Consider the following 19,948-nt stretch of genomic DNA (forward strand, 5'->3'; position numbering starts at 1 on the left):
GGAACGTCATGCCGCCTCCCCGGTGATGGCCGAGCGCGAGGCGGGATCGATCGCGCCGCGGTGGGCGATCATCTTCTTGGAGGGCTCGAGGGTGCCCATCATCGACAGGATCAGCATGGTGCTTCCGAACACGACCAGGTAGACGCCCAGGTCGAAGGCCGCGGCGCTGGCCAGCGGGATGGTGCCCAGCAGTGGCACCTCGAGGTCGTAGTGGCCGCTGGTGAGGAAGGGCAGGTCGAGCAGCATCGCCGCGACGCCGGTCATCAGCGCCACCAGCAGGCCGATGCCGATCATGCGGATGTAGTCGAAGCCAAACCGCGACTCCACCGAGGCCGCGCCCTGGATCACGTACTGGATCAGCAGCGGCACGGCGAGCGTCAGGCCGGCGATGAAGCCGCCGCCGGGCGCGTTGTGGCCGCGCAGGAACAGGAAGATCGAGACCACCAGCGTGAGCGGGAACATCATCTGCGCGAGGTCGGCCGGCACCGGCAGCTTGACCGGCGGGCCGGGCATGACCTTCTCCGGCGCCATGCGCGCGCGGCGCAGCATCGCGTGCACCACCAGGCCGGCGATGCCGAACACGGTGATCTCGCCAAAGGTGTCGAAGCCGCGGAAGTCGACCAGGATGACGTTGACGATGTTCGTGCCCCAGGCCTCGGGCAGCGAGCGCGCGGTGATCTCGGCGGCCGCGGCGTTCACCGGTGGCCGGGTCATCATCGCCCAGGCCAGGCCGGCCGTGCCGAGGCCGGCGGCCAGGGCCACCGTGCCGTCGCGCAGGCGCCGCGGCAGCGAGCGTTCGGGCGGCGAATCCTTGGGCAGGTAGTGCAGGCCCAACAGCATCAGAGCCACCGTCACCAGTTCCACCAGCAGCTGCGTCAGCGCCAGGTCAGGGGCCGACAGCGCGACGAAGGTCATGCTCACCGCCAGCCCGCAGCCGCCCATCACCAGCACCGCGACCAGGCGATGGCGGTACAGCGCCAGCGTCGCCAGCGCGCAGCAGACCAGCATCCACCACAGCACCCAGGCCAGGCGCACCATCGGCTGGCCGGCGAACACCACCGGCTGCGTCGGCTCGCCCCAGGCGGCGACGAAGGGCGCGGCGCCGGCGGCGACCGCCACCATCAGCAGCCACAGCAGGCTGCGCTGCATGCTGCCGTTGGCCACCGTGTGGGTGAAGCGGCGACCGAAGCGGAACAGCGCCTCGATGTTGAGGTGGAACAGCTTGCGGCCCTGCGACTGGCGCACCACCGCGTGCAGGTCGAGCAGCCGCCGCAGGCCCGCGTAGAGCAGCACGCCGCAGACCACGCCGCCCAGGCTCATCAGCAGCGGGGTGTTGATGCCGTGCCAGATCGCCAGGCTGTACTCGGGCACGTTGTCGCCGAGCACGCCGCGCGCGGCGGTGTCCAGCGCCGGGCCGATCGTCCACTGCGGCGCGATGCCCACCGCCACGCAGGCCACCACCAGCACCGCCACCGGCACCTGCATGAAGCGCGGCGGCTCGTGGATCTCGTTCTCGACCGCGCGCGGACCGCGGCCGAAGAAGGTGTCGTGCACGAAGCGCAGGCTGTAGGCCACGCCGAAGGTCGCGAACAGGAAGGCGGCGACGGTGATGAAGTTGCGCATCGCCACGTGACCCTCGATCTCCAGCGCCTGGGCGAAGAACATCTCCTTCGACAGGAAGCCGTTGAGCAGCGGGATGCCGGCCATCGCCAGCGAGGCGGTGATCGCCAGCGCGCTGGTGTAGGGCAGCAGCCGGCGCAGTCCGCCCAGGCGGCGCATGTCGCGGGTGCCGGCCTCGTGGTCGACGATGCCGGCGGCCATGAACAGCGAGGCCTTGAAGGTGGCGTGGTTGAGGATGTGGAACATCGCCGCCACCACCGCCATCGGCGTCGACAGGCCGAGCAGCAGGGTGATCAGGCCGAGGTGGGAGATGGTCGAATAGGCCAGCACGCCCTTGATGTCGTGCTGGAAGATCGCGTTCCAGGCGCCCACCAGCAGGGTGAAGGCGCCGACCGTGGACACCACGTAGAAGAACAGGTCGGTGCCCGCCAGCGAGGGGTGCAGGCGTGCCAGCAGGAACACGCCGGCCTTCACCATCGTCGCCGAGTGCAGGTAGGCCGAGACCGGGGTCGGCGCCGCCATCGCGTGCGGCAGCCAGAAGTGCAGCGGGAACTGCGCGCTCTTGGTGAACACGCCGGCCAGCACCAGGCCGAGGATCCAGGGGTAGAGCGCGTGGGCGCGGATGGCGTCGCCGGAGGCCAGCACGGCGTCGAGCTCGTAGCTGCCGACCACGCGGCCGATCATCACCACGCCGCCGAGCAGGGCCAGGCCGCCGGCGGCGGTGATGGTCAGGGCCATGCGCGCGCCCTCGCGGGCGTCGTCGCGCTGGAACCAGAAGCCGATCAGCAGGAAGGAACTGATCGAGGTCAGCTCCCAGAACACCACGGTGAGCAGCAGGTTGCCCGACAGCACCATGCCCAGCATCGCGCCCATGAACAGCAGCAGGAAGCAGAAGAAGCGTCGGGTCTTTTCCTGCGGGCCGAGGTAGTAGTGGGCGTACAGCACCACCAGGGCGCCGATCGCCAGCACCATCAGCGAGAACATCCAGCCCAGACCGTCCAGGCGCAGGCTGAAGGCCAGTCCGGCCTGCGGCAGCCATTCGTGCATCGTGCGGGGGATGTCGCCGGCCATCACCGCCGGCGTCAGCCATACCAGCACCGCCAGCGCCAGCAGCGGTGCCAGGCCGGCAAGCCAGGCAACCGCCTTCGCCGGTGCGTCGCGCAGGATCGCGAGCACCAGCGCCAGCACGAAGGGCAGGGCCAGCATCAGTTCTAGCATCGGTGTCCTTGGGTCTTGCAGGGGGAAGCCGCGCTCCGCACGGCCATCCGGGAGATTCTAGCAGCGCCGGATGTCACGCCCGGTGTCCGCTCTCGCCTATGCTGGTCCGATGCGTTCCATCGTCCTGCGCGTTCCCCAGACCGCCCGGAAGCCGCGGCCGTGACCGTGGGCGGCCGGCGCGCGCTGGTGTTCGGCGGCAGCGGGCAGGTGGGTGCCGCGGTGCTCGAACGCCTGCTGCAGGCGGGGTGGACGGTGGATGCGACCTCGCGCGAGGTGCGTCCGGAGCGGCCGGGGATCCGCTGGCTGCGCGGTGGTTTCGAGGCGATGCCGGCGCTGGCCGGTGGCTACGACGCCATCCTCAGCTGCGGTCCGCTGGACCACTACGCGCGCTGGCAGTCGACGGCCGGCGTCGCGGCGCCACGGATGGTGGCCTTCGGCTCGACCAGCCTCGCGGTGAAGCGGGATTCGGCCGAAGCTGCCGAGCGCGAACTGGCGGAGCGGCTGGCGACCGCCGAAGCCGCGCTGTTCGCCGCGGCGCGCGCGCGCGGGGGCGAGGCCATCGTGCTGCGCCCGACCCTGGTCTACGGCGCCGGTCGCGACCAGAGCCTCAGCCGGATCGCGGCCATGGCGCGGCGCTGGCGGGTGTTTCCGCTGCCGCGCGGCGCGGTCGGGCTGCGCCAGCCGGTGCACGTCGACGACCTTGCCGACACCGCCATGGCGGCGCTGGCCGCGCGCGATGCCGGCGGCCGCGGCTACGACCTGCCCGGTGGCGAGACCCTGGCCTATCGCGAGATGGTGGCGCGGGTGTTGGCGGCGCTCGATCCGCCGGCGCGGCTGCTGGAGCTGCCGGCGCCGCTGTTCTCGGCGCTGGCCGCCGCGCTGCGTGCCGGCGGCCGCCTGCAGGGCTTCGGTGCCGGGGCGCAGGCGCGCCTGCGCCAGGACCTGGTGTTCGACATCGCGCCGGCGGCGGCTGCGCTCGGCTATGCGCCGCGGCCGTTCAGGCCCGACGCCGCGATGTTCGGGCCGCGCTGAGCGCGCGGCCGCGTCTCAGATGTCGCGGGCCGGTGGCAGCGGCCGCGCCTTGGCCATCGCCCGCAGCGCGATCGCCACCACGCCGCCGAGCACCAGCGCGCCGCCGATCCACAGCTGCGGCCCCGGCCGGTCGCCCCAGAACACGACGCCCAGCAGCACTGCCAGCAGTGGCGTCAGCAGCAGCCAGGGCGTGAGCTGGGCCACCGGGTGGCGCTGCAGCAGCAGGAAGTAGACGCCGTGGCCGAGCAGGGACGCGACCAGCGCCGAGTAGCTCACGCCGATCCAGGCGCGCGGGCTGGCCGTGGCCAGCGCCGCCAGGCCGCCGGGTTCGAAAGCCAGGCTGATCGCCAGCAGCGGCAGCACCGCGATCATGGCGCTCCAGCCCTGCTGGGTGACCATGCCGATCCCGCCCAGGCGCCGCATCATCACCGTGCCCAGTGACAGGAAGCCGGCTGAGACCAGCATCGCCAGCATCGCCGCCGGCTTGTCGATGATCGAGGGGTCGAAGCCGATCACCAGCACGCCGATGAAGCTCACAGCGATCGCGGTGCCCGTGCGCCAGGCGAAGCGTTCGCCCAGCACCGCCCAGGCCAGCAGCGCCGACATCGGCACGTAGCTCTGCATCACGATCGCGACCGCGGAAAGCTCGCCGGCCAGGCGCAACGCCCAGAAACTCAGCCCGAAGTGGAGCACGTTCATGCACAGCGCCACCGCCAGGAAGCGAGGCCACTGCTCGCGGCGAACGGGCTTCAGGAACGGTGCCAGCACCAGGGCCACGATCGCCATGCGCAGCGCCGTGTACAGGAAGGCCGGGATCTCGAGCAGGGCGTAGGCGGAGAACAGGAAGTTCCCCGCCCAGGCCGTGCAGATGGCCAGGATCAGGAAGAGGTCACGGGGGGACATGCGTCATTGTCGCCCCTGGCGACGGCGCTTTGGGGGCGCGGCCGGCATCGCGCGGTGGCACGCTGCGTTTCGCGGCCCTGCCGCTTGCTTGTGATGAGCACGCGGCGCCGCGAGGCCGGCTACCAGCGCAGGCCCAGTCGCCGGTACAGCTTGGACAGCACCCAGGCCGGCCCGATCAGCAGGTAGACCAGGTCGGTGAGGAAGCTGGGCTTGGCGCCTTCGATCTTGTGGCCGATGAACTGTGCGATCCAGGCGATCACGAACACGGCGATGGCGAGCTTCAGCAGGCCCATGCGGCCGAGTTCCCCGAACAGCCACCAGGTCAACGCCGACAGCCCCAGGAACACCAGCAGCATGCCCACGCCCAGCGGGCGCGAACTGCGCTGGTAGAACAGCCAGGCCGCGAACATCGGCAGCGCCGCCCAGATTCCCGGCTTGAACAGCGTGCCCGGCGCCGGGATGCACCACAGCAGGGCGATCACGCTCCACAGGATCGCCGGCACCGCGAAGACGTGGATGGCCTGGTTGGTGCCGTTGCGATGGTCGCCGGAATAGCTGTCGAACCAGCGGTCGATCGGACGGTCCGCGTGCGCGCTTGCTGCCATGGTCGGTTCCCCCGGTCGCTGCCTGCCCCGAGCATAGGCCAATCCGCGGCCGGTTCGCGACGCGGCGTCGTCGGCCGCGGCGCGCGGCTAGGACTCCGCGGCGCCGGTGGTGCGCAGCCCGAGCCGGCGGCGGACCTCGGCGGCGACGCGCGCGGTCTCGCGCAGGGGCGTGGCCTCGAAGGGCCGGGCATCGGCGTCCAGCGGCCGGATCCGCCCGCGCGCGAGCAGGTCGTCGACGAAGCGCCGCGGGCGCCCGCGCAGGGCCTCGGGCCGGTGCACGAACACCGGCGCCGCCGTGGCGCAGGCCTCGGACAGCATGTTCACCGAATCGGCGGTGCAGGCGATGCGGTCGGCCCAGGCGAGCATGCCGGCATAGGGGTTGGCGCCGTCGCCGGCGTCGGCCCAGGCCAGGGTCGGCACCTGTCGCGGGCGCCCGCGCAGTGCCGCGCGCACCGCGTCGGGCGTGCGCCGCGAGGCGGCCACCAGCAGGCTGCCGCCTTCGCGCGCGGCCATGGCTTCGGCCGCGGCCATCAGCGCCTCGAAACCGGCGACGCCGAGGTCGGCGTGCGCGCTCGGACCGCCGACCAGCACCGCGATGCGCGGCGAGGGCAGCGCGGCCAGGGCCGGGAACGCAGCGCGCGCCTGCGCCAGCCAGGCCTCGTCGACCGGATGCAGGCTGCCGGCAAGGGTGATGACGTTGTCGCCGTGCAGCCCGTCGTGCTCCGGGGCGACCACCAGATCCCAGTGCCGCGTCGGCAGTCGCGGATCGAGCACCTGGACCACGCGCGCGCCGTGTCCGCGCAGGATGCGCGTGGCCAGCGCCGCCTGCCGGCCGCAGCCCACGGCCAGTGCCGGCGGCGCGGCCATCAGCGCCGCGAAGTCCGGGCCGAAGGCATTGCGGTCGCCCGGCAGCCGGCGCGGCGCCAGCCAGCGCCAGGGCGTGCGCGGCGCCAGCACCAGTTCGCGCGGCGCGGGCGCCAGCGCCGCGGCCAGCGCCAGCGCCTGGCGGGCGTTGCCGGCGCGTCCGTCGCTGAGCGCGGGCACGCCGGCGGGGGCGCCGTCTGCAGTGTTCATGGCCATGGCGTTGCGGCCGAGGGGCGGTGGAATCACCGTCGGGACTCTACACTGGCGCCCTGCCACCACCGAACCACCGAGGGATCCTGATGTCCGAAGCGCTGTCCGACGCCACGTTCGCCCGCCTGTTCCGCGAAGCCCGCACCCACAACGCCATCGGCGGCGAAGTCGATGACGACACCCTGCGCGCCCTGTACGACCTGGTGAAGTTCGGCCCGACCGAGGCCAACTCCTGTCCGGCACGCTTCGTGTTCGTGCGCTCGCCCGAGGCCAAGGCGAAGCTGGCGCCGGCGCTGAGCGACGGCAACCGCGACAAGACCCTGGCCGCGCCGGTGACGGTGATCGTCGGCCATGACCTGGCCTTCTACGACAAGCTGCCGGTGCTGTTCCCGCACACCGACGCGCGCTCGTGGTTCGCCGGCTCCGACGAGGCGCGCCTGGAGCGCGTGAGCCTGCGCGGCTCGAGCATGCAGGGCGCGTACCTGATCCTGGCCGCGCGTGCGCTGGGCCTGGACTGCGGGCCGATGAGCGGCTTCGACAACGCCATGGTCGACGAGGCCTTCTTCAAGGGCACCTCGATCCGCTCCAACATCCTGGTCAACCTCGGCCACGGTGACCCGGCGCAGCTGTTCCCGCGCTCGCCGCGGCTGTCCTTCGACGAGGCCGCGCGCATCGAATGAACGGCAGCGGCGACACCCGCCCCGGCGCGGCGCGGCTGCGCCCGGCCTCGGCACGTGCGCGTTCCAGCCGCGACGGCATCGTCGCGGTCGAGGCCTTTTCCCGCGGCGACGCCATCGACCGCGCCTGGATGGGCTGGGGCGCGCTGCGCGTGCTCTCGCGCCAGGACTGGGTACCCGGCGCCGTCCGCGACGAGGGCCGCGTGGCCAACATGGAGCGGCTGCTGCTGGTGCTCGATGGCGCGCTCGATGCCGACTGCGGCGACCTCGGGCGCCATCGCGTGTCCGCCGGTGGTTCGCTGTGGATCAGTACCGGCCACGGCCTGGCGTCGCGATTGGGCAATGCGTCGAAGGATGCGCCGCTGCGCCTGCTCGAAGCCTGGCTGCAGCCCGACCGCGTGAACGCGGTGCCTGCGGTGGCGCCGCACCCGCCGCCCGGAGCGACGCTGGTCGACCTGGAGCCAGACATGCCGGTCGCGATCCCCGCGTGCGCGGGTGGCCGTTGCTGGCTCGAAGTGCTGGAGGGAGAGGTGATCGCGTGCGGCGGGGCGGACGCGCCACTGGCCACGGCCGCGGCCGACGGCACGCACCTGTCCGCCGGCGATGGGTTTGGCTGGCTCGTCGGCAGCACCGACGCGCCCGCGTCCGTCTCCGCATCCTGCGGCGGCCCGGCCCGTCTGCTGCTGCTCGCGCTGCCGGCCTGAACCGGGCCAGCGGCGCCGTGGCAGGCTAAACTGTCGCCGTCCCCGCAACCCCGGTCCGCCACGATGTCCACCGCCCAGCCGCAGCCCGCCAACGCCCAGAAGCAGTACGAGGTGCGTCGCGCCGACCTGCCGCTGAGCTGCCCGCTGCCGTCGATGGCGCTGTGGAACTCGCACCCGCGCGTCTACCTGCCGATCGAGAGCGAGGGCGGGCAGTCCGACTGTCCCTACTGCGGCGCCCACTTCGTCCTGGTCGACTGAGCCCGGCGCCGCGCGCCGCCGGCGCATGCCCCGGCCACTGACCGTCCTGCAGTTGCTCCCGGCCCTGGAGTCGGGCGGCGTCGAGCGCTCCACGCTGGAGATCTCCGCGGCGCTGGTGGCGGCCGGGCACCGCGCGCTGGTCGCTTCGGCCGGCGGCCGGCTGCTGCCGGCGCTGCGTGCGACGGGCGCGGAGCACTTCGACCTCGACCTCGGCCGCAAGTCGCTGGCCACCCTGCGCCTGGTGCGCCCGCTGCGGCGGCTGGTCGTGGAGCAGGGCGTGGACATCGTGCATGCGCGCTCGCGGCTGCCGGCCTGGATCGGCTGGCGTGCGCTGCGCGGCCTGCCGGCGGCATCGCGGCCTCGCTTCGTCACCACGGTGCACGGACTCAATTCGCCCTCGCGCTACAGCGAGGTCATGACCCGCGGCGAGCGCGTGGTCTGCGTGTCCGCCACCGTGCGCGACTACGTGTTGCAGCATTACCCCGGCACCGAACCGGAGCGCCTGCGCGTGATTCCGCGCGGCATCGACGCGTCCGCCTTCCCGCGCGCGCCGCTGCCCGACCGCGCCGCGCGCGCCGCCGCGGCCACGGCCGATCCCCGCCTGGGTGGCGAGGGCCCGCTGCTGCTGCTGCCCGGGCGCGGCACCCGCCTCAAGGGCCATGCCGATGCCATCGACCTGCTGGCCGCGCTACGCACCGACGGCCTCGATGCCCGCCTGTGGATGCCCGGCGCCCTCGACCCGGCGCGCGCGGCCTATGTCGCCGAGCTCGAGGCGCAGGCGCAGGCGCTGGGCGTTGCCGACGCGCTGGCGATCACACCTCCGACCGACGCCATCGCCGCCGCCTATGCCGCCTGCGACCTGGTGCTGCAGCTCTCGCGCAAGCCCGAGGCCTTCGGCCGCACCGTGATCGAAGCCCTGGCGGTGGGTCGCCCGGTGCTCGGCTGGGACCACGGGGGCGTCGGCGAACTGCTGCGCGAACTCCAGCCCGACGGCGCAGTGCCGGCCTTCGATGCCGGTGCCCTGTGCGCCCGCGCGACCGCGCTGCTCGCGCGCGATCGTTCCGCAGCGGCTACGATTCCCGCCGTTCCCGACAGGTATTCGCTCCGGTCCATGCAGGACGCCACGCTCAGGGTCTATGACGAACTCCGCTGACATCGCGCCCGCGGCGCCGCACGCGACCGCCACCGGATGGCGCTGGGCCCCGCACTGGGTGCTGGCCTTCGTCGCGCTGTGGCCGGCCCCCGGCTATGCCGAGGCGATCGTGGTGCTGGGAGCGCTGACGGCGATCATCAAGCTCGGCACCAGCCGCTTCCGCGGCGGCGCCCAGCTGCTGAGCGGCCCGGCCTGGGCGCTGACCAGCGTGCTGTTCTTCGCCTACTGGCTGCCGGAACTGCTGTCGGCGGTGGGCTCGGTCGACGCCGGGCGCGCGTTGCGCGAGGCCGCGGTCGACCTGCGCTACCTGCCCTTCCTCTGGCTGGTGGCGATCGCCGTGGCCGACGACCGCGGCCGGCGCCTGACCTTCACCGGCCTGGCCGTGATCGTCGGGATCTGGACGCTGGACGCGCTGGTCGAGGTGGTCTTCGACGCCAGCCCGCTGTTCTGGGGCATCGACGCCGCCAAGCAGGCGATCAGCGGCCGGCCGATGTGCGACCTCGACGAGTTGGCGCGCGCCGATCGCCTGGGCGGCGTGCTCGGGCCCTGCAACCTCAAGCTCGGCCTGGTGCTGGCCAGCCTGTCGCCGTTCGCGCTGTATGCCGCGGGGCGCCGCTGGCGCACCGCCGGCTGGGTGCTCGCGGCCGCGGCGATCGGCGTGGTCATCGTGTTTGCCGGCTCGCGCGCGTCCTGGCTGACCTATGCCCTGGTGCTGCTGCTGTCGGGCTGGCGCCTGCTGGGCTGGCGGCGGCTGCTGCTGGTGTTCGCGATCGGCGTGGTGGCGACGGTGGCGATCAGCCTGGCTTCGCCCGAAGTGCGCGGCCGATTCGAGCGCACCACCCAGGCTTTCCAGGACAACGAGGCCGGCGTCGACGCCGCGCTGTCCGGGCGCACGCGGATCTGGGGCGCGGCGCTGTGCATGGTGCGCGAGCACCCGGTCAATGGCGTCGGCGCGCGCGGTTTCCGCGAAGCCTTCCCGGCCTGCGACCCCGAGGATGGGGCGATCGCCGCCTGGGGCGAGGGCCCCGCGCTGCACGCGCACCAGATCGTGCTCGAGGTGCTGAGCGAGACCGGCATCGTCGGCCTGCTGCTATGGCTGTCGGGCGTGGCCCTGGCCCTGCGCGCGTGGCGCTATGCCAGCGCCGCGGCGCGCCGGCGCGCCGGCCCGGCGATGCTGGCGCTGCTGGTCACCGTGTTCCCGCTCAACACCCACCTGGCCTTCTATTCGACCTTCTGGGGTGCGCTGACCCTGATGCTGGCCGCGCTCTACGCCGGCAGCCTGCTGGCGCGCGCCGGCGACGCGGACGAAGGCGCTGCGTCCGCGCCGCCGCCTCAGTAGGCGGAGCCGCCGTCGGGCTGGCGCTTGAAGCGCCGGTGGATCCAGAGGTACTGCTCCGGCGCCGCCCGCGCCATGGTTTCGATCGCGGCCATGACCTCGGCGGTGTCGGCGGTGGCATCGCGCGAGGGATAGCCCTCGCTGGCCGGGAACAGGCGAAGCGTGTAGCCGCCGTCGTCGCGACGCGCGTGCTGGTAGAACAGCACCGTCGCACCCGACATGCGCGCGAGCTGGTGGGTCGAGGTCAGGCTGTGCGCGGGACGGCCGAAGAAGGGCACGTAGACCGCATCGCCGCGGCTCGGGTCCTGGTCGGGCGCGTACCAGAGCAGGCCGCCGCGCTTGAGGTGGCGCACGCTGCCGCGCAGGTCCTGCTTGGGGAACATCGCCGCGGCGTAGCGTGCGCGGCCGCGCTTCACCGCCCATTCCATCACCGGCTGCGCATGCGGCCGGTACATGCCGGCCAGCGGCACGTGGTCGCACATCAGCCGCCCGCAGACCTCGAGCGTGGTGAAGTGGCCGCTGACCACGATCACCCCGCGGCCGCCGGCGCGCGCGGCCTCCATGTGCTCAAGGCCCTCGACCACCAGGCCGCGGCGCAGCGGTTCCACCGAGCCCCACCAGGCGCGCGCGAATTCGAACAGGCCGATGCCGATGGCGGCGAAGTGGCGGCGCAGCAGGGCCTCGCGCGCGGCTGCGTCGAGTTCCGGGAAGCACAGTTCGATGTTGCGCGCGGCAACGCGCCGCCGCGAAGGCAGCGCGCGCAGCAGCAGGCCGCCCATGCCGCGGCCGAGTGCGCGCTGCAGCGGCCAGGGCAGGCGAGCGAGCAGCGCCATCGCGCCGATGCCCAGCCAGGTCGGCCAGTGCCGTGGTCCCAGCGGCGGTTTGTCCTGTGCTCCAGCCATGGAGGGATTCTACCGGGCGTTGCGTCGGCGTCCGCCCGCTGCCGCGGTGGCTTCGCTATCCTTGGCGCATGGAGGCCGCCCCCCGAGACCGCGCCGTCGAACGCCTGTTGCGCGGCCTGTATTCGGCCGTGCTGTACGTGCTCGTCCCGGTCACCGTCTATCACCTGATCTGGCGCGGCTTCCGCCAGGCCGAGTACCTGGAGCGCTGGGGTGAGCGTTATGCCGCCTATGGCACGCCGCCACTGGAGGAAGGCTGCATCTGGGTGCACGCGGTCTCGGTGGGCGAGGTCAACGCCGCCGCGCCGCTGGTCAACGCCCTGCTGGAGCAGCGGCCGGACCAGCGCCTGCTGGTCACCACCATCACCCCGACCGGCTCGGCGCGCGTGCGCGCGCTCTGGGGCGATCGCGTCGAGCACGTCTACCTGCCCTACGATCTGTCGGGCGCGGTGCGCAGGTTCCTCGGCCACTTCCGTCCGCGGCTGGCGCTGGTGATGGAAACCGAGCTCTGGCCCAACCTGCTGTTCTGCTGCCGCGACCATGGCGTGCCCGCCTACCTCGTCAATGCGCGGCTGTCGGAGCGCTCGCTGCGCGGTTATCGCGTGCTGCGGCCGCTGGTGGGTCGCGCGCTGCGCACCCTGTCTCGGGTGGCGGCGCAGTCCGAGGCCGACGGCGAGCGTTTCGTGCGGCTGGGTGCGCTGCCCGATGCAGTGTCGGTGCTAGGCAACCTCAAGTTCGACATCAAGGTCGACGACGCCGTTCGCCGCACCGCGGCGGCCTTCCGGGAACACGACGGCGGCCGGATCGCCTGGATCGCCGCCAGTACCCATCCAGAGGAAGAGGCCGCGGTGATCGCCATCCACCGCCGGCTGCGCACGCGCTGGCCGGGCCTGGTCCTGCTGTGGGCGCCGCGCCATCCCGAGCGCTTCCGGCCGGTGGCCCAGGCCTGCGTCGAGGCCGGCTGGCGGGTGGCCACGCGCAAGCTCACGCAGTGGCCGGATGCCGAGGACGACGTATTCGTCATCGACACCCTGGGCGAGCTGGTGCACTTCTATGCCTGCGCACAGGTCGCCTTCGTCGGCGGGAGCCTGCAGGCGGTGGGCGGGCACAACCTGCTCGAACCCGCGGCCCTGGGCGTGGCCGTGGTCACCGGGCCGCACCTGCACAACTTCGCCGACATCGCGCAGCGGATGGAGGATGCCGGCGCGCTGCGCATCGGCGCCGATGCCGAGGCCGTGGGTGCGGAGCTCGAGGCCCTGCTGGCCGACGACGCGGCGCGCGCGGCGATGGCGGACGCAGGCCTGCGCTTGGTGAAAGAAGGGCGGGGCGCGCTGGCGCGGACCCTGGAAATGATCACGCCGGAGCTTCCTCCGGCGTGATCGGGTGTCGCCTGGTCGCGGGGCTCAGCCGCCGCTGCCCACCTGGGTGTCCGGCATTGCCGCCTCGGCGGACAGCAGCAGGTTGATCTCGCGCACGTCGTCGATGCCGAGCGTGCCGGCGGCCTGGGCCAGCAGCAGGCGGTTCTGCAGGTAGTTGTAGCGGGCCAGCGCGTACTGCTGTTCGGCGTTGAACAGGTTCTGCTGGTTGATCAGCACGTCGACCACGGTGCGGGTACCGACTTCCAGGCCGACCTGCGAGGCCTCGTAGGCGCTGCGCGCGGAGACCAGTGCCTGGCGGCGGGCCTCGATCTCGCTGACGCCGGCCACGACGGTCTGGTAGGCGTTGCGGGTGTTGCGGTCGAGCGAGCGGCGGGCCTGCTCCAGGTACTGCTCGGAGATGTCGCGGCGCGACAGCGCCTGGCGGACCTGGGACTGGGTGGCGCCGCCGGCGAAGATCGGCACGGTCAGGGTCAGGCCCACGCTGTGGCCTTCGCCGGTCGAGGTGCCGGTGCCGCCACCGGTGCCCAGGTCGCCCCAGGCCGCGCCGTTGTCGTAGCCGGCGCCCAGGGTCAGCCGCGGCAGGTGGCCGGCGCGGGCGGTGGCCACGCTGTGCTCGGCCGCGCTCACGTTGTACTCGGCCGCGCGCAGCGAGGGGTTGTTCTCGCTGGCGGTGGCCAGCCAGCGCTCCAGGCCATTGCCTTCCGGCGCCTGCGGCTGGAAGTCCTCGGGCAGGGCGCGCAGGCTGCGCACCGGGCGGCCGGTGATCTCGGCCAGCGCCTGGTAGGCGTCTTCCAGTGCGTTGCGCGCGAGGATGGTGTTGGCGCGGGCGGCGTCGTACTGGGCGCGGGCCTCGTGCACGTCGGTGATCGGCGCCAGGCCGACCTCCAGGCGCTTGTCGGCGAAGTCGAACTGCTTCTGCAGCGCGGCCTCGGCGGCTTCGGCGGCGGCCAGGGTCTCGATCGACACCAGCACGTTGAAGTAGGCGGCCGAGGTGCGGGTGATCAGCTCGTGGTTGGCGGCCTCGAGGTCGAAGCCGGCGGCGGTGTCCAGGTCGCGCTGCGCGCGCAGGTTGGAGATCGCGCCCAGGTCGAACACGGTCTGGCTCAGGTCCACGCCGACGCTGCGCCTGCGCGCGTCGCCGTCCACGCCGGCGGCGTAGCTGCGGCTGAGCGAGGCGCTGCCGTTGATCTGCGGCAGCAGTGCGGCGCGCGCCTGCACGCGGCCTTCGCGCGAGATGTCGCGGTTGGCTTCGGAGATCGCCAGCTGGGTGTCGCTGTTGCGTGCCAGCTCGTAGGTCTGCAGCAGGTCTTCGGCCGAGGCCGCGGCGGGCACCAGGGCGAGGATGAGCGCGAGGGCGAGGGGGCGACGGGTCATCGGGGGATCCTTGTAGGGGCGGCGGTCAGAACGCGAACGCCGGGACCGGCGCTGCGCCTGCCAGGTAGGCGAGGTCGGTTTCGAACAACGATTCAAGGCGCGGGCCGTTGACGTCGGCGTGCACGAGCACCGCCTCCATCGCCGGCGCGCGGCCGCGCACGATGAACATGCGGCCGCCGGGGCGCAGCCAGCCGAGGAAGCGTTCGGGGATCGCGTCCACCGCGCCACCGACCAGGATGGCGTCGAACTGGCGGCCCGGCTCCCAGGCGAAGGCGTCGGCGTGCACGGCCGAGACGCTGGTGGCGCCCTGCCCCAGCAGCGTCGCCTGCGCGGCGGTGGCCAGGTCCTCGTGGCGCTCGATCGTCGTCACCGAGCGCGCCAGGCGCCCGAGGCAGGCGGCGGTGAAGCCGCTGCCGGTGCCGATCTCGAGCACGTCCTCCGAACCTTCGAGCGCCAGTGCCTGTAGGGCGCGGCCCTCGACCACCGGCTTCAGCATCGATTCGCCGTGCGCCAGCGGCAGCGCGATGTCGGTATAGGCCAGCGCGCGGTGCACGGCCGGCGCGAAGGCCTCGCGCGGAAGCCGCAGGAGGACGTCGAGCACGCGCGGGTCGAGCACGTCCCAGGGGCGGACCTGCTGCTCGACCATGGCTTCACGGGCTTTGGCGAAATCGAGGGTCATGGTGTCGGGGCCTGGCTGGTCGGGGTGACCGGCCATTTTACTGGGAATCCTGCGGCGTGGCGTTGACAGCATCGCCGCGGCCGCGGTCGTGGATTGAGTGCCGGAAGTCACCGGGCCGGGTGGCGGCGGCGTCAGGGCGCAGGGGGCGGGGCATAGGCGCGAAGGAACATGTCGACGGTGGCGGCGATGTGGGCCTCGGCGTCGTAGCCGGGCGGGGCGCCGCAGCCCATCAGCAGACGCGGATGCAGGTCGCCCTTGAGCAGGGCGAAGAACTGTCCCGCGGCCCGCGCGAAGTCGTCCACGGCGAGTTCGCCGGCGGCGGTGCGCCGTTCCAGCAGCGCCGCGAACCCGGCCTGGAGGTGGCCGGCGCCGGCGTTCCAGAACATGTCCGGCAGCTGCGAGCCCACGGGCACCGGCGTGCACATCAGGCGGAAGGCGGAGACCGCCTCGGGCGAGGCGATCAGCGCGTGCACCGCGCGCGCGATGCCCAGCAGGCGCGGCCGCAGCGGCTGTTCGGGCGCGGGGGTGAACAGCGCCGCGGGCACCTGCTCGTCGCAGTAGTGCTCGACGGCTTCGACGAACAAGGCTTCCTTGTCGCCGAAATGGCTGTACACGGTGAGCTTGGACACCCCGGCCCGGGCGGCGATCTGGTCCATGCTCACGCCCTCGAAGCCGTGCGCCAGGAACATGCACTTGGCGGCCTCGAGGATCGAGGCGCGCTTGGCGAGGTCCTTGGGGCGTCCGGGTGCGGGGCGCTGGGGTGCCTGGCTGTCGCTTGGCTTGGGCATCGATAAATACTGGACCGTGGAGTTTGGTAACTATAGCATTCGCCGACCCGGAACAGGGCCGCAGGCCTGCAGCAGGAGCTCCCATGTCGTCTATGCGCGGAATCTGCTGTGCGGTGGCCGTTTCCCTGGTGCTTGCGCTGAGCGCCTGCGGCGGCGACAGGGCCGAACCGGCGCCCGCGCGCCCCGTGCTTGTAGCCCAGCCGCAGTCCGCGCCGGGCGTCGCCCGCAGCTTCCCGGGCGAGGTCCGCGCGCGCGAGGAAAGCCCGCTGGCCTTCCGCGTGGGCGGCGAGCTGGTGCGGCGCGAGGTCGATGTCGGCGACCGGGTCGTCCGCGGCCAGCTGCTGGCGGTGATCGATCCCGGCGACTTCCAGGCCCAGGCCCGCGCCGCCGAGGCCCAGCTCTCGGCCGCGGAGGCGCAGCTCAAGCGCGCCGCGGCTGATCGCGCCCGCTACGCCGCGCTGGCCGCGGACCAACTGGTCAGCCGCTCGACGATGGACGCGCAAGAGGCCGCCTGGCGCGCCGCCGAGGGCGAGGTCCGCGCCGCCCGCGCCCAGGTCGAGGTCGCGCGCAACCAGACCGGCTACGCCGAACTGCGTGCGCCGGCCGACGGCGTGGTCGCCAGTCGCCAGGCCGAGGCCGGCCAGGTGGTCGCGGCCGGGCAGGCGGTGTTCACGCTGGCCGGCGACGACGGCCGCGAGGTGGCGATCGCGCTGCCGGAATCGGCGGTCGGCGACTACGCGGTGGGGCAGGTGGTGGAGGTCGAACTGTGGAATGCGCCGGGCGAACGCCTGCGCGGGCGGTTCCGCGAGATCTCGCCGGCCGCCGACCCGGCCGCGCGCACCTATGCCGCGCGCGTGGCGATCGACGAGGCCGACGCCGCGCGCGTCGCGCTGGGGCAGAGTGCCAAGGTGCATGCCGCCCACGAGGGTTCGGCGCTGTCGGTGCCGCTTTCGGCGGTGCAGGCCGCTGACGGTGGCGGGGCGTCGGTCTGGGTGTTCGCGGATGGCCGCGTGCATGCGGTCGCGATCGATGCCGGCGACTTCGGCGCCGAGCAGGTGCCGGTGGTCGCCGGCCTGTCGCCGGACGACTGGGTGGTGGTGGCCGGCGGCCACCTGCTGCGCGAAGGCCAGGAGGTCACCGCGGTCGACCGGCAAAATCGCGCGGTCGTGGCGCCGGCGCGATGAGCGGCGGGTCCCGCTTCAACCTGTCGGAATGGGCGCTGCGCAACCGCAGCCTGGTCCTGTACGTGATGCTGGTCGCCGCCCTGGTCGGCGCCTGGTCCTACCGGCAGCTCGGCCAGTCCGAGGATCCGCCCTTCACCTTCAAGGCCATGGTGGTGCGCACCCTGTGGCCGGGCGCCACCGCCGACGAGGTCGCACGCCAGGTCACCGACCGCATCGAGCGCGCGGTGATGGAAACCGGCCGCTACGAGATGGTCCGCTCGTACTCGCGGCCGGGCGAATCGCAGGTGATCTTCATGGCCGCGGACTCGCTGCCCTCGCGCGATGTTCCCGACCTCTGGTACCAGGTGCGCAAGAAGGTCGGCGACATTCGCGCCACGCTGCCGTCGGAGGTCATCGGGCCCTTCTTCAACGACGAGTTCGGCGACACCTTCGGCAACATCTACGCGCTGACCGGCGAAGGTTTCGACTACGCCGTGCTCAAGGACTACGCCGAACGCATCGAGCTGGAACTGCAGCGCCAGCCCGACGTCGGCAAGGTCGAGCTGATCGGCCTGCAGGACGAAAAGGTCTTCATCGAGGCCAGCAACGCCCGCCTGGCCAACCTCGGCGTGCCGCTGGCGGCGGTGCAGCAGGCGCTGTCGCAGCAGAACGCGGTGGCGGCGGCCGGCTTCGTCGAGACCGGGAGCGATCGCGTGCAGCTGCGCGTGGATGGCGCCTTCCGTTCGATCGACGACATCCGCGCGCTGCCGGTGCGCGCCGGCGACCGCACCCTGCGCCTGGGCGACGTGGCCGAGGTCAGCCGCGGCTACGCCGACCCCGCCGCGCCGCGGATGCGCTTCATGGGCGAAGACGCGATCGGCATCGGCGTGGCCCTGCGCGACGGCGGCGACATCCTCGCGCTGGGCGAGACGCTGGCGTCGGAGGCCGAGCGCCTGCAGGCCACGCTGCCGCTGGGCATGGCGCTGCACAAGGTGTCCGACCAACCGGCCGCGGTGCGCGAGTCGGTGGGCGAGTTCGTGAAGGTGCTGGTCGAGGCGGTGGTGATCGTGCTGCTGGTCTGCTTCTTCTCGCTGGGCCTGCGCACCGGCCTGGTGGTGGCGGTGTCGATCCCGCTGGTGCTGGCGATGACCTTCGCCGCGATGCACTGGTTCGGCATCGGCCTGCACAAGGTCTCGCTGGGCGCCCTGGTGCTGGCGCTGGGCCTGCTGGTGGACGACGCCATCATCGCGGTGGAGATGATGGCCATCCGCATGGAGCAGGGCGACAGCCGGCTGGCGGCCGCCGGCTATGCCTGGACGCACACCGCCTTCCCGATGCTGACCGGGACGCTGGTGACCGCGGCGGGCTTCCTGCCGATCGCGACGGCGGCTTCGTCGGTGGGTGAGTACACGCGCTCGCTGTTCCAGGTGGTGACGATCGCGCTGGTGGTGTCGTGGGTGGCGGCGGTGCTGTTCATTCCGTGGCTGGGCGAGAAGATGCTGCCCGACCATCCGGCGCAGGCGCACGACCACGACCCCTACCAGCGGCCGTTCTACCGCCGGCTTCGCCGGCTGCTGGACTGGTGCCTGGTGCATCGCTGGCTGGTGATCGCGGCGACGGTGGCCCTGCTGGTGCTGTCGCTGCTGGGCTTCCGCTTCGTGCCGCAGCAGTTCTTCCCGGATTCGCAGCGGCTGGAGCTGATGGTCGACCTGGAGCTGGCCGAGGGCGCTTCGCTGCGCGCGACCGAATCCGCCGCGCTGCGCCTGGAGGACCTGCTGGCCGGGCGCGACGGGATCGACAACCACGTCGCCTACATCGGCAGCGGTTCGCCGCGCTTCTACCTGCCGTTGGACCAGCAGCTGCCGCAGACCAACCTGGCGCAGTTCGTGGTGCTGGCGCGTGACGTCGAATCCCGCGAGGCGCTGCGCGACTGGCTGGTCGACGAGGTGGCGCCGCAGTTTCCCGAGCTGCAGCTGCGCGTGACCCGGCTGGAGAACGGGCCGCCGGTGGGCTATCCGGTGCAGTTCCGCATCTCCGGAGAACACGCCGACCAGGCGCGCGCGATCGCCCGCGAGGTCGCCGACCGGGTGCGCGAGAACCCGCACGTCGCCAACGTCAACCTGGACTGGGACGAGCCGAGCAAGGTGGTGCGCCTGGTGGTCGACCAGGAACGCGCGCGGGTGATGGGCGTGGATTCGCAGCAGTTGGCGCGCTTCCTGTCGGCCTCGCTGTCGGGGCAGGCGGTGAGCGTCTACCGCGAAGGCAACGAACTGATCGAGGTGCTGGTGCGCGGGCCGCTGGACGAGCGCACCGGCCTGGACGCGCTCGGCGACCTGGTGGTGCACGGGGCCGACGGCCAGCCGGTGCCGCTGTCGCAGGTGGCGCGCCTGGAATACGCCTTCGAGGACGGCATCATCTGGCACCGCGACCGCCTGCCGACGGTGACCGTGCGCGCCGACGTGCGCGGCGATGCCATGCCGGCGACCGTGGTGGCGCAGGTCCTGCCGACACTGGAGGGCATCCGCGAGGCCCTGCCGGCGGGCTACCTGCTCGAGACCGGCGGCACCCTGGAGGATTCGGGGCGCGGGCAGGATTCGATCAAGGCCGGCATGCCGCTGTTCCTGATCGTGGTGGCGACGCTGCTGATGCTGCAGCTGCGCAGCTTCCCGCGCAGCCTGCTGGTGTTCGCCACCGCGCCGCTGGGGCTGGTCGGCGCCGTGCTGTTCCTGCTGGTGTTCCGCGTGCCCTTCGGTTTCGTGGCCCTGCTGGGCACGATCGCGCTGGCGGGCATGGTGATGCGCAATTCGATCATCCTGGTCGACCAGATCCAGCAGGACATCGATGCCGGGCATGCGCGCTGGGACGCGGTGATCGATGCCACCGTGCGCCGCTTCCGGCCGATCGTGCTGACCGCGCTGGCGGCGATCCTGGCGATGATCCCGCTGTCGCGCAGCGTGTTCTTCGGGCCGATGGCAGTGGCGATCATGGGCGGGCTGACCGTGGCGACCGTGCTCACCCTGCTATTCGTGCCGGCGCTGTATGCGGCCTGGTTCCGGGTGCGGCGGGACGAGCCGGCGGCTTGATGG

General features: G+C 72.7%; 17 protein-coding genes. 9 read left to right on the forward strand and 8 right to left on the reverse strand.

The window, feature by feature from the left end:
* Window positions 1-6 precede the first annotated feature (6 nt).
* On the reverse strand, window positions 7-2,838 hold the full coding sequence (locus E2170_RS09575) for a monovalent cation/H+ antiporter subunit A (protein ID WP_133000439.1): 2,832 nt from the start codon (window positions 2,836-2,838) through the stop codon (window positions 7-9).
* 165 nt (window positions 2,839-3,003) lie between these two features.
* On the opposite strand from E2170_RS09575, the gene E2170_RS09580 reads away from it, so the two are divergent.
* The gene (locus E2170_RS09580; protein WP_207914989.1) at window positions 3,004-3,870 is read left to right on the forward strand and encodes an NAD-dependent epimerase/dehydratase family protein; all 867 of its coding nucleotides are present in this window, start codon (window positions 3,004-3,006) and stop codon (window positions 3,868-3,870) included.
* 15 nt (window positions 3,871-3,885) lie between these two features.
* Here the strand turns inward: E2170_RS09580 and E2170_RS09585 are convergent, their stop codons facing one another.
* The 3 genes from E2170_RS09585 to E2170_RS09595 all read right to left on the reverse strand — a co-directional run bounded on the left by E2170_RS09585 (window position 3,886) and on the right by E2170_RS09595 (window position 6,452).
* Window positions 3,886-4,773, reverse strand: coding sequence for a DMT family transporter (locus E2170_RS09585; RefSeq protein WP_133000441.1), 888 nt, complete (start codon window positions 4,771-4,773; stop codon window positions 3,886-3,888).
* 119 nt (window positions 4,774-4,892) lie between these two features.
* A complete protein-coding gene (locus E2170_RS09590; protein WP_133000442.1) occupies window positions 4,893-5,378 on the reverse strand; it encodes an Mpo1 family 2-hydroxy fatty acid dioxygenase in 486 nt (161 codons plus the stop codon).
* A gap of 87 nt (window positions 5,379-5,465) precedes the next feature.
* Entirely contained in the window at window positions 5,466-6,452 is a 987-nt protein-coding gene (locus tag E2170_RS09595; RefSeq protein ID WP_133000443.1) for a mitochondrial fission ELM1 family protein, read from the reverse strand.
* Window positions 6,453-6,541: 89 nt separating this feature from the next.
* Here E2170_RS09595 and E2170_RS09600 point away from each other — a divergent pair, with 89 nt between their 5' ends.
* The 5 genes from E2170_RS09600 (at window position 6,542) to E2170_RS09620 (ending at window position 10,583) form a co-directional block, all read left to right on the forward strand.
* The gene (locus tag E2170_RS09600; RefSeq protein ID WP_133000444.1) at window positions 6,542-7,132 is read left to right on the forward strand and encodes a malonic semialdehyde reductase; all 591 of its coding nucleotides are present in this window, start codon (window positions 6,542-6,544) and stop codon (window positions 7,130-7,132) included.
* Complete coding sequence (locus E2170_RS09605) at window positions 7,129-7,833, forward strand: cupin domain-containing protein (protein WP_133000445.1); 705 nt, start codon at window positions 7,129-7,131, stop codon at window positions 7,831-7,833. The genes E2170_RS09600 and E2170_RS09605 overlap by 4 nt, the downstream gene beginning before the upstream one ends.
* 63 nt (window positions 7,834-7,896) lie before the next feature.
* On the forward strand, window positions 7,897-8,091 hold the full coding sequence (locus tag E2170_RS09610) for a zinc-finger domain-containing protein (RefSeq protein WP_133000446.1): 195 nt from the start codon (window positions 7,897-7,899) through the stop codon (window positions 8,089-8,091).
* Between the two features lie 25 nt (window positions 8,092-8,116).
* Window positions 8,117-9,244, forward strand: a complete 1,128-nt coding sequence (locus E2170_RS09615; RefSeq protein WP_133000447.1) for a glycosyltransferase — start codon at window positions 8,117-8,119, stop codon at window positions 9,242-9,244.
* Window positions 9,228-10,583: an O-antigen ligase family protein gene (locus tag E2170_RS09620; RefSeq protein ID WP_133000448.1), complete on the forward strand. Its 1,356-nt coding sequence runs from the start codon at window positions 9,228-9,230 to the stop codon at window positions 10,581-10,583. The genes E2170_RS09615 and E2170_RS09620 overlap by 17 nt, the downstream gene beginning before the upstream one ends.
* On the opposite strand, the gene lpxL is transcribed toward E2170_RS09620, so the two are convergent.
* On the reverse strand, window positions 10,577-11,482 hold the full coding sequence (gene lpxL, locus E2170_RS09625; RefSeq protein WP_133000449.1) for an LpxL/LpxP family Kdo(2)-lipid IV(A) lauroyl/palmitoleoyl acyltransferase: 906 nt from the start codon (window positions 11,480-11,482) through the stop codon (window positions 10,577-10,579). The two genes, E2170_RS09620 and lpxL, sit on opposite strands and share 7 nt — an antisense overlap.
* 68 nt (window positions 11,483-11,550) lie before the next feature.
* Here lpxL and waaA point away from each other — a divergent pair, with 68 nt between their 5' ends.
* Entirely contained in the window at window positions 11,551-12,858 is a 1,308-nt protein-coding gene (gene waaA / locus E2170_RS09630) for a lipid IV(A) 3-deoxy-D-manno-octulosonic acid transferase (protein ID WP_133000450.1), read from the forward strand.
* A gap of 24 nt (window positions 12,859-12,882) precedes the next feature.
* Here waaA and E2170_RS09635 read toward each other — a convergent pair whose 3' ends face one another.
* The 3 genes from E2170_RS09635 to E2170_RS09645 all read right to left on the reverse strand — a co-directional run bounded on the left by E2170_RS09635 (window position 12,883) and on the right by E2170_RS09645 (window position 15,699).
* A complete protein-coding gene (locus E2170_RS09635; RefSeq protein WP_133000451.1) occupies window positions 12,883-14,232 on the reverse strand; it encodes a TolC family outer membrane protein in 1,350 nt (449 codons plus the stop codon).
* 25 nt (window positions 14,233-14,257) lie between these two features.
* Window positions 14,258-14,911, reverse strand: coding sequence for a protein-L-isoaspartate O-methyltransferase family protein (locus E2170_RS09640; protein WP_133001159.1), 654 nt, complete (start codon window positions 14,909-14,911; stop codon window positions 14,258-14,260).
* A 131-nt stretch (window positions 14,912-15,042) separates the two neighbouring features.
* On the reverse strand, window positions 15,043-15,699 hold the full coding sequence (locus E2170_RS09645) for a TetR/AcrR family transcriptional regulator (protein WP_133000452.1): 657 nt from the start codon (window positions 15,697-15,699) through the stop codon (window positions 15,043-15,045).
* A gap of 92 nt (window positions 15,700-15,791) precedes the next feature.
* Here E2170_RS09645 and E2170_RS09650 point away from each other — a divergent pair, with 92 nt between their 5' ends.
* Together E2170_RS09650 and E2170_RS09655 are read left to right on the forward strand one after the other, a co-directional pair.
* A complete protein-coding gene (locus E2170_RS09650) occupies window positions 15,792-16,883 on the forward strand; it encodes an efflux RND transporter periplasmic adaptor subunit (RefSeq protein ID WP_243708181.1) in 1,092 nt (363 codons plus the stop codon).
* Window positions 16,880-19,945, forward strand: coding sequence for an efflux RND transporter permease subunit (locus E2170_RS09655; protein ID WP_133000454.1), 3,066 nt, complete (start codon window positions 16,880-16,882; stop codon window positions 19,943-19,945). The genes E2170_RS09650 and E2170_RS09655 overlap by 4 nt, the downstream gene beginning before the upstream one ends.
* Window positions 19,946-19,948: the final 3 nt, after the last annotated feature.

This window comes from Luteimonas arsenica (genome assembly GCF_004352825.1).
GTDB classification, from domain to species: domain Bacteria; phylum Pseudomonadota; class Gammaproteobacteria; order Xanthomonadales; family Xanthomonadaceae; genus Luteimonas; species Luteimonas arsenica.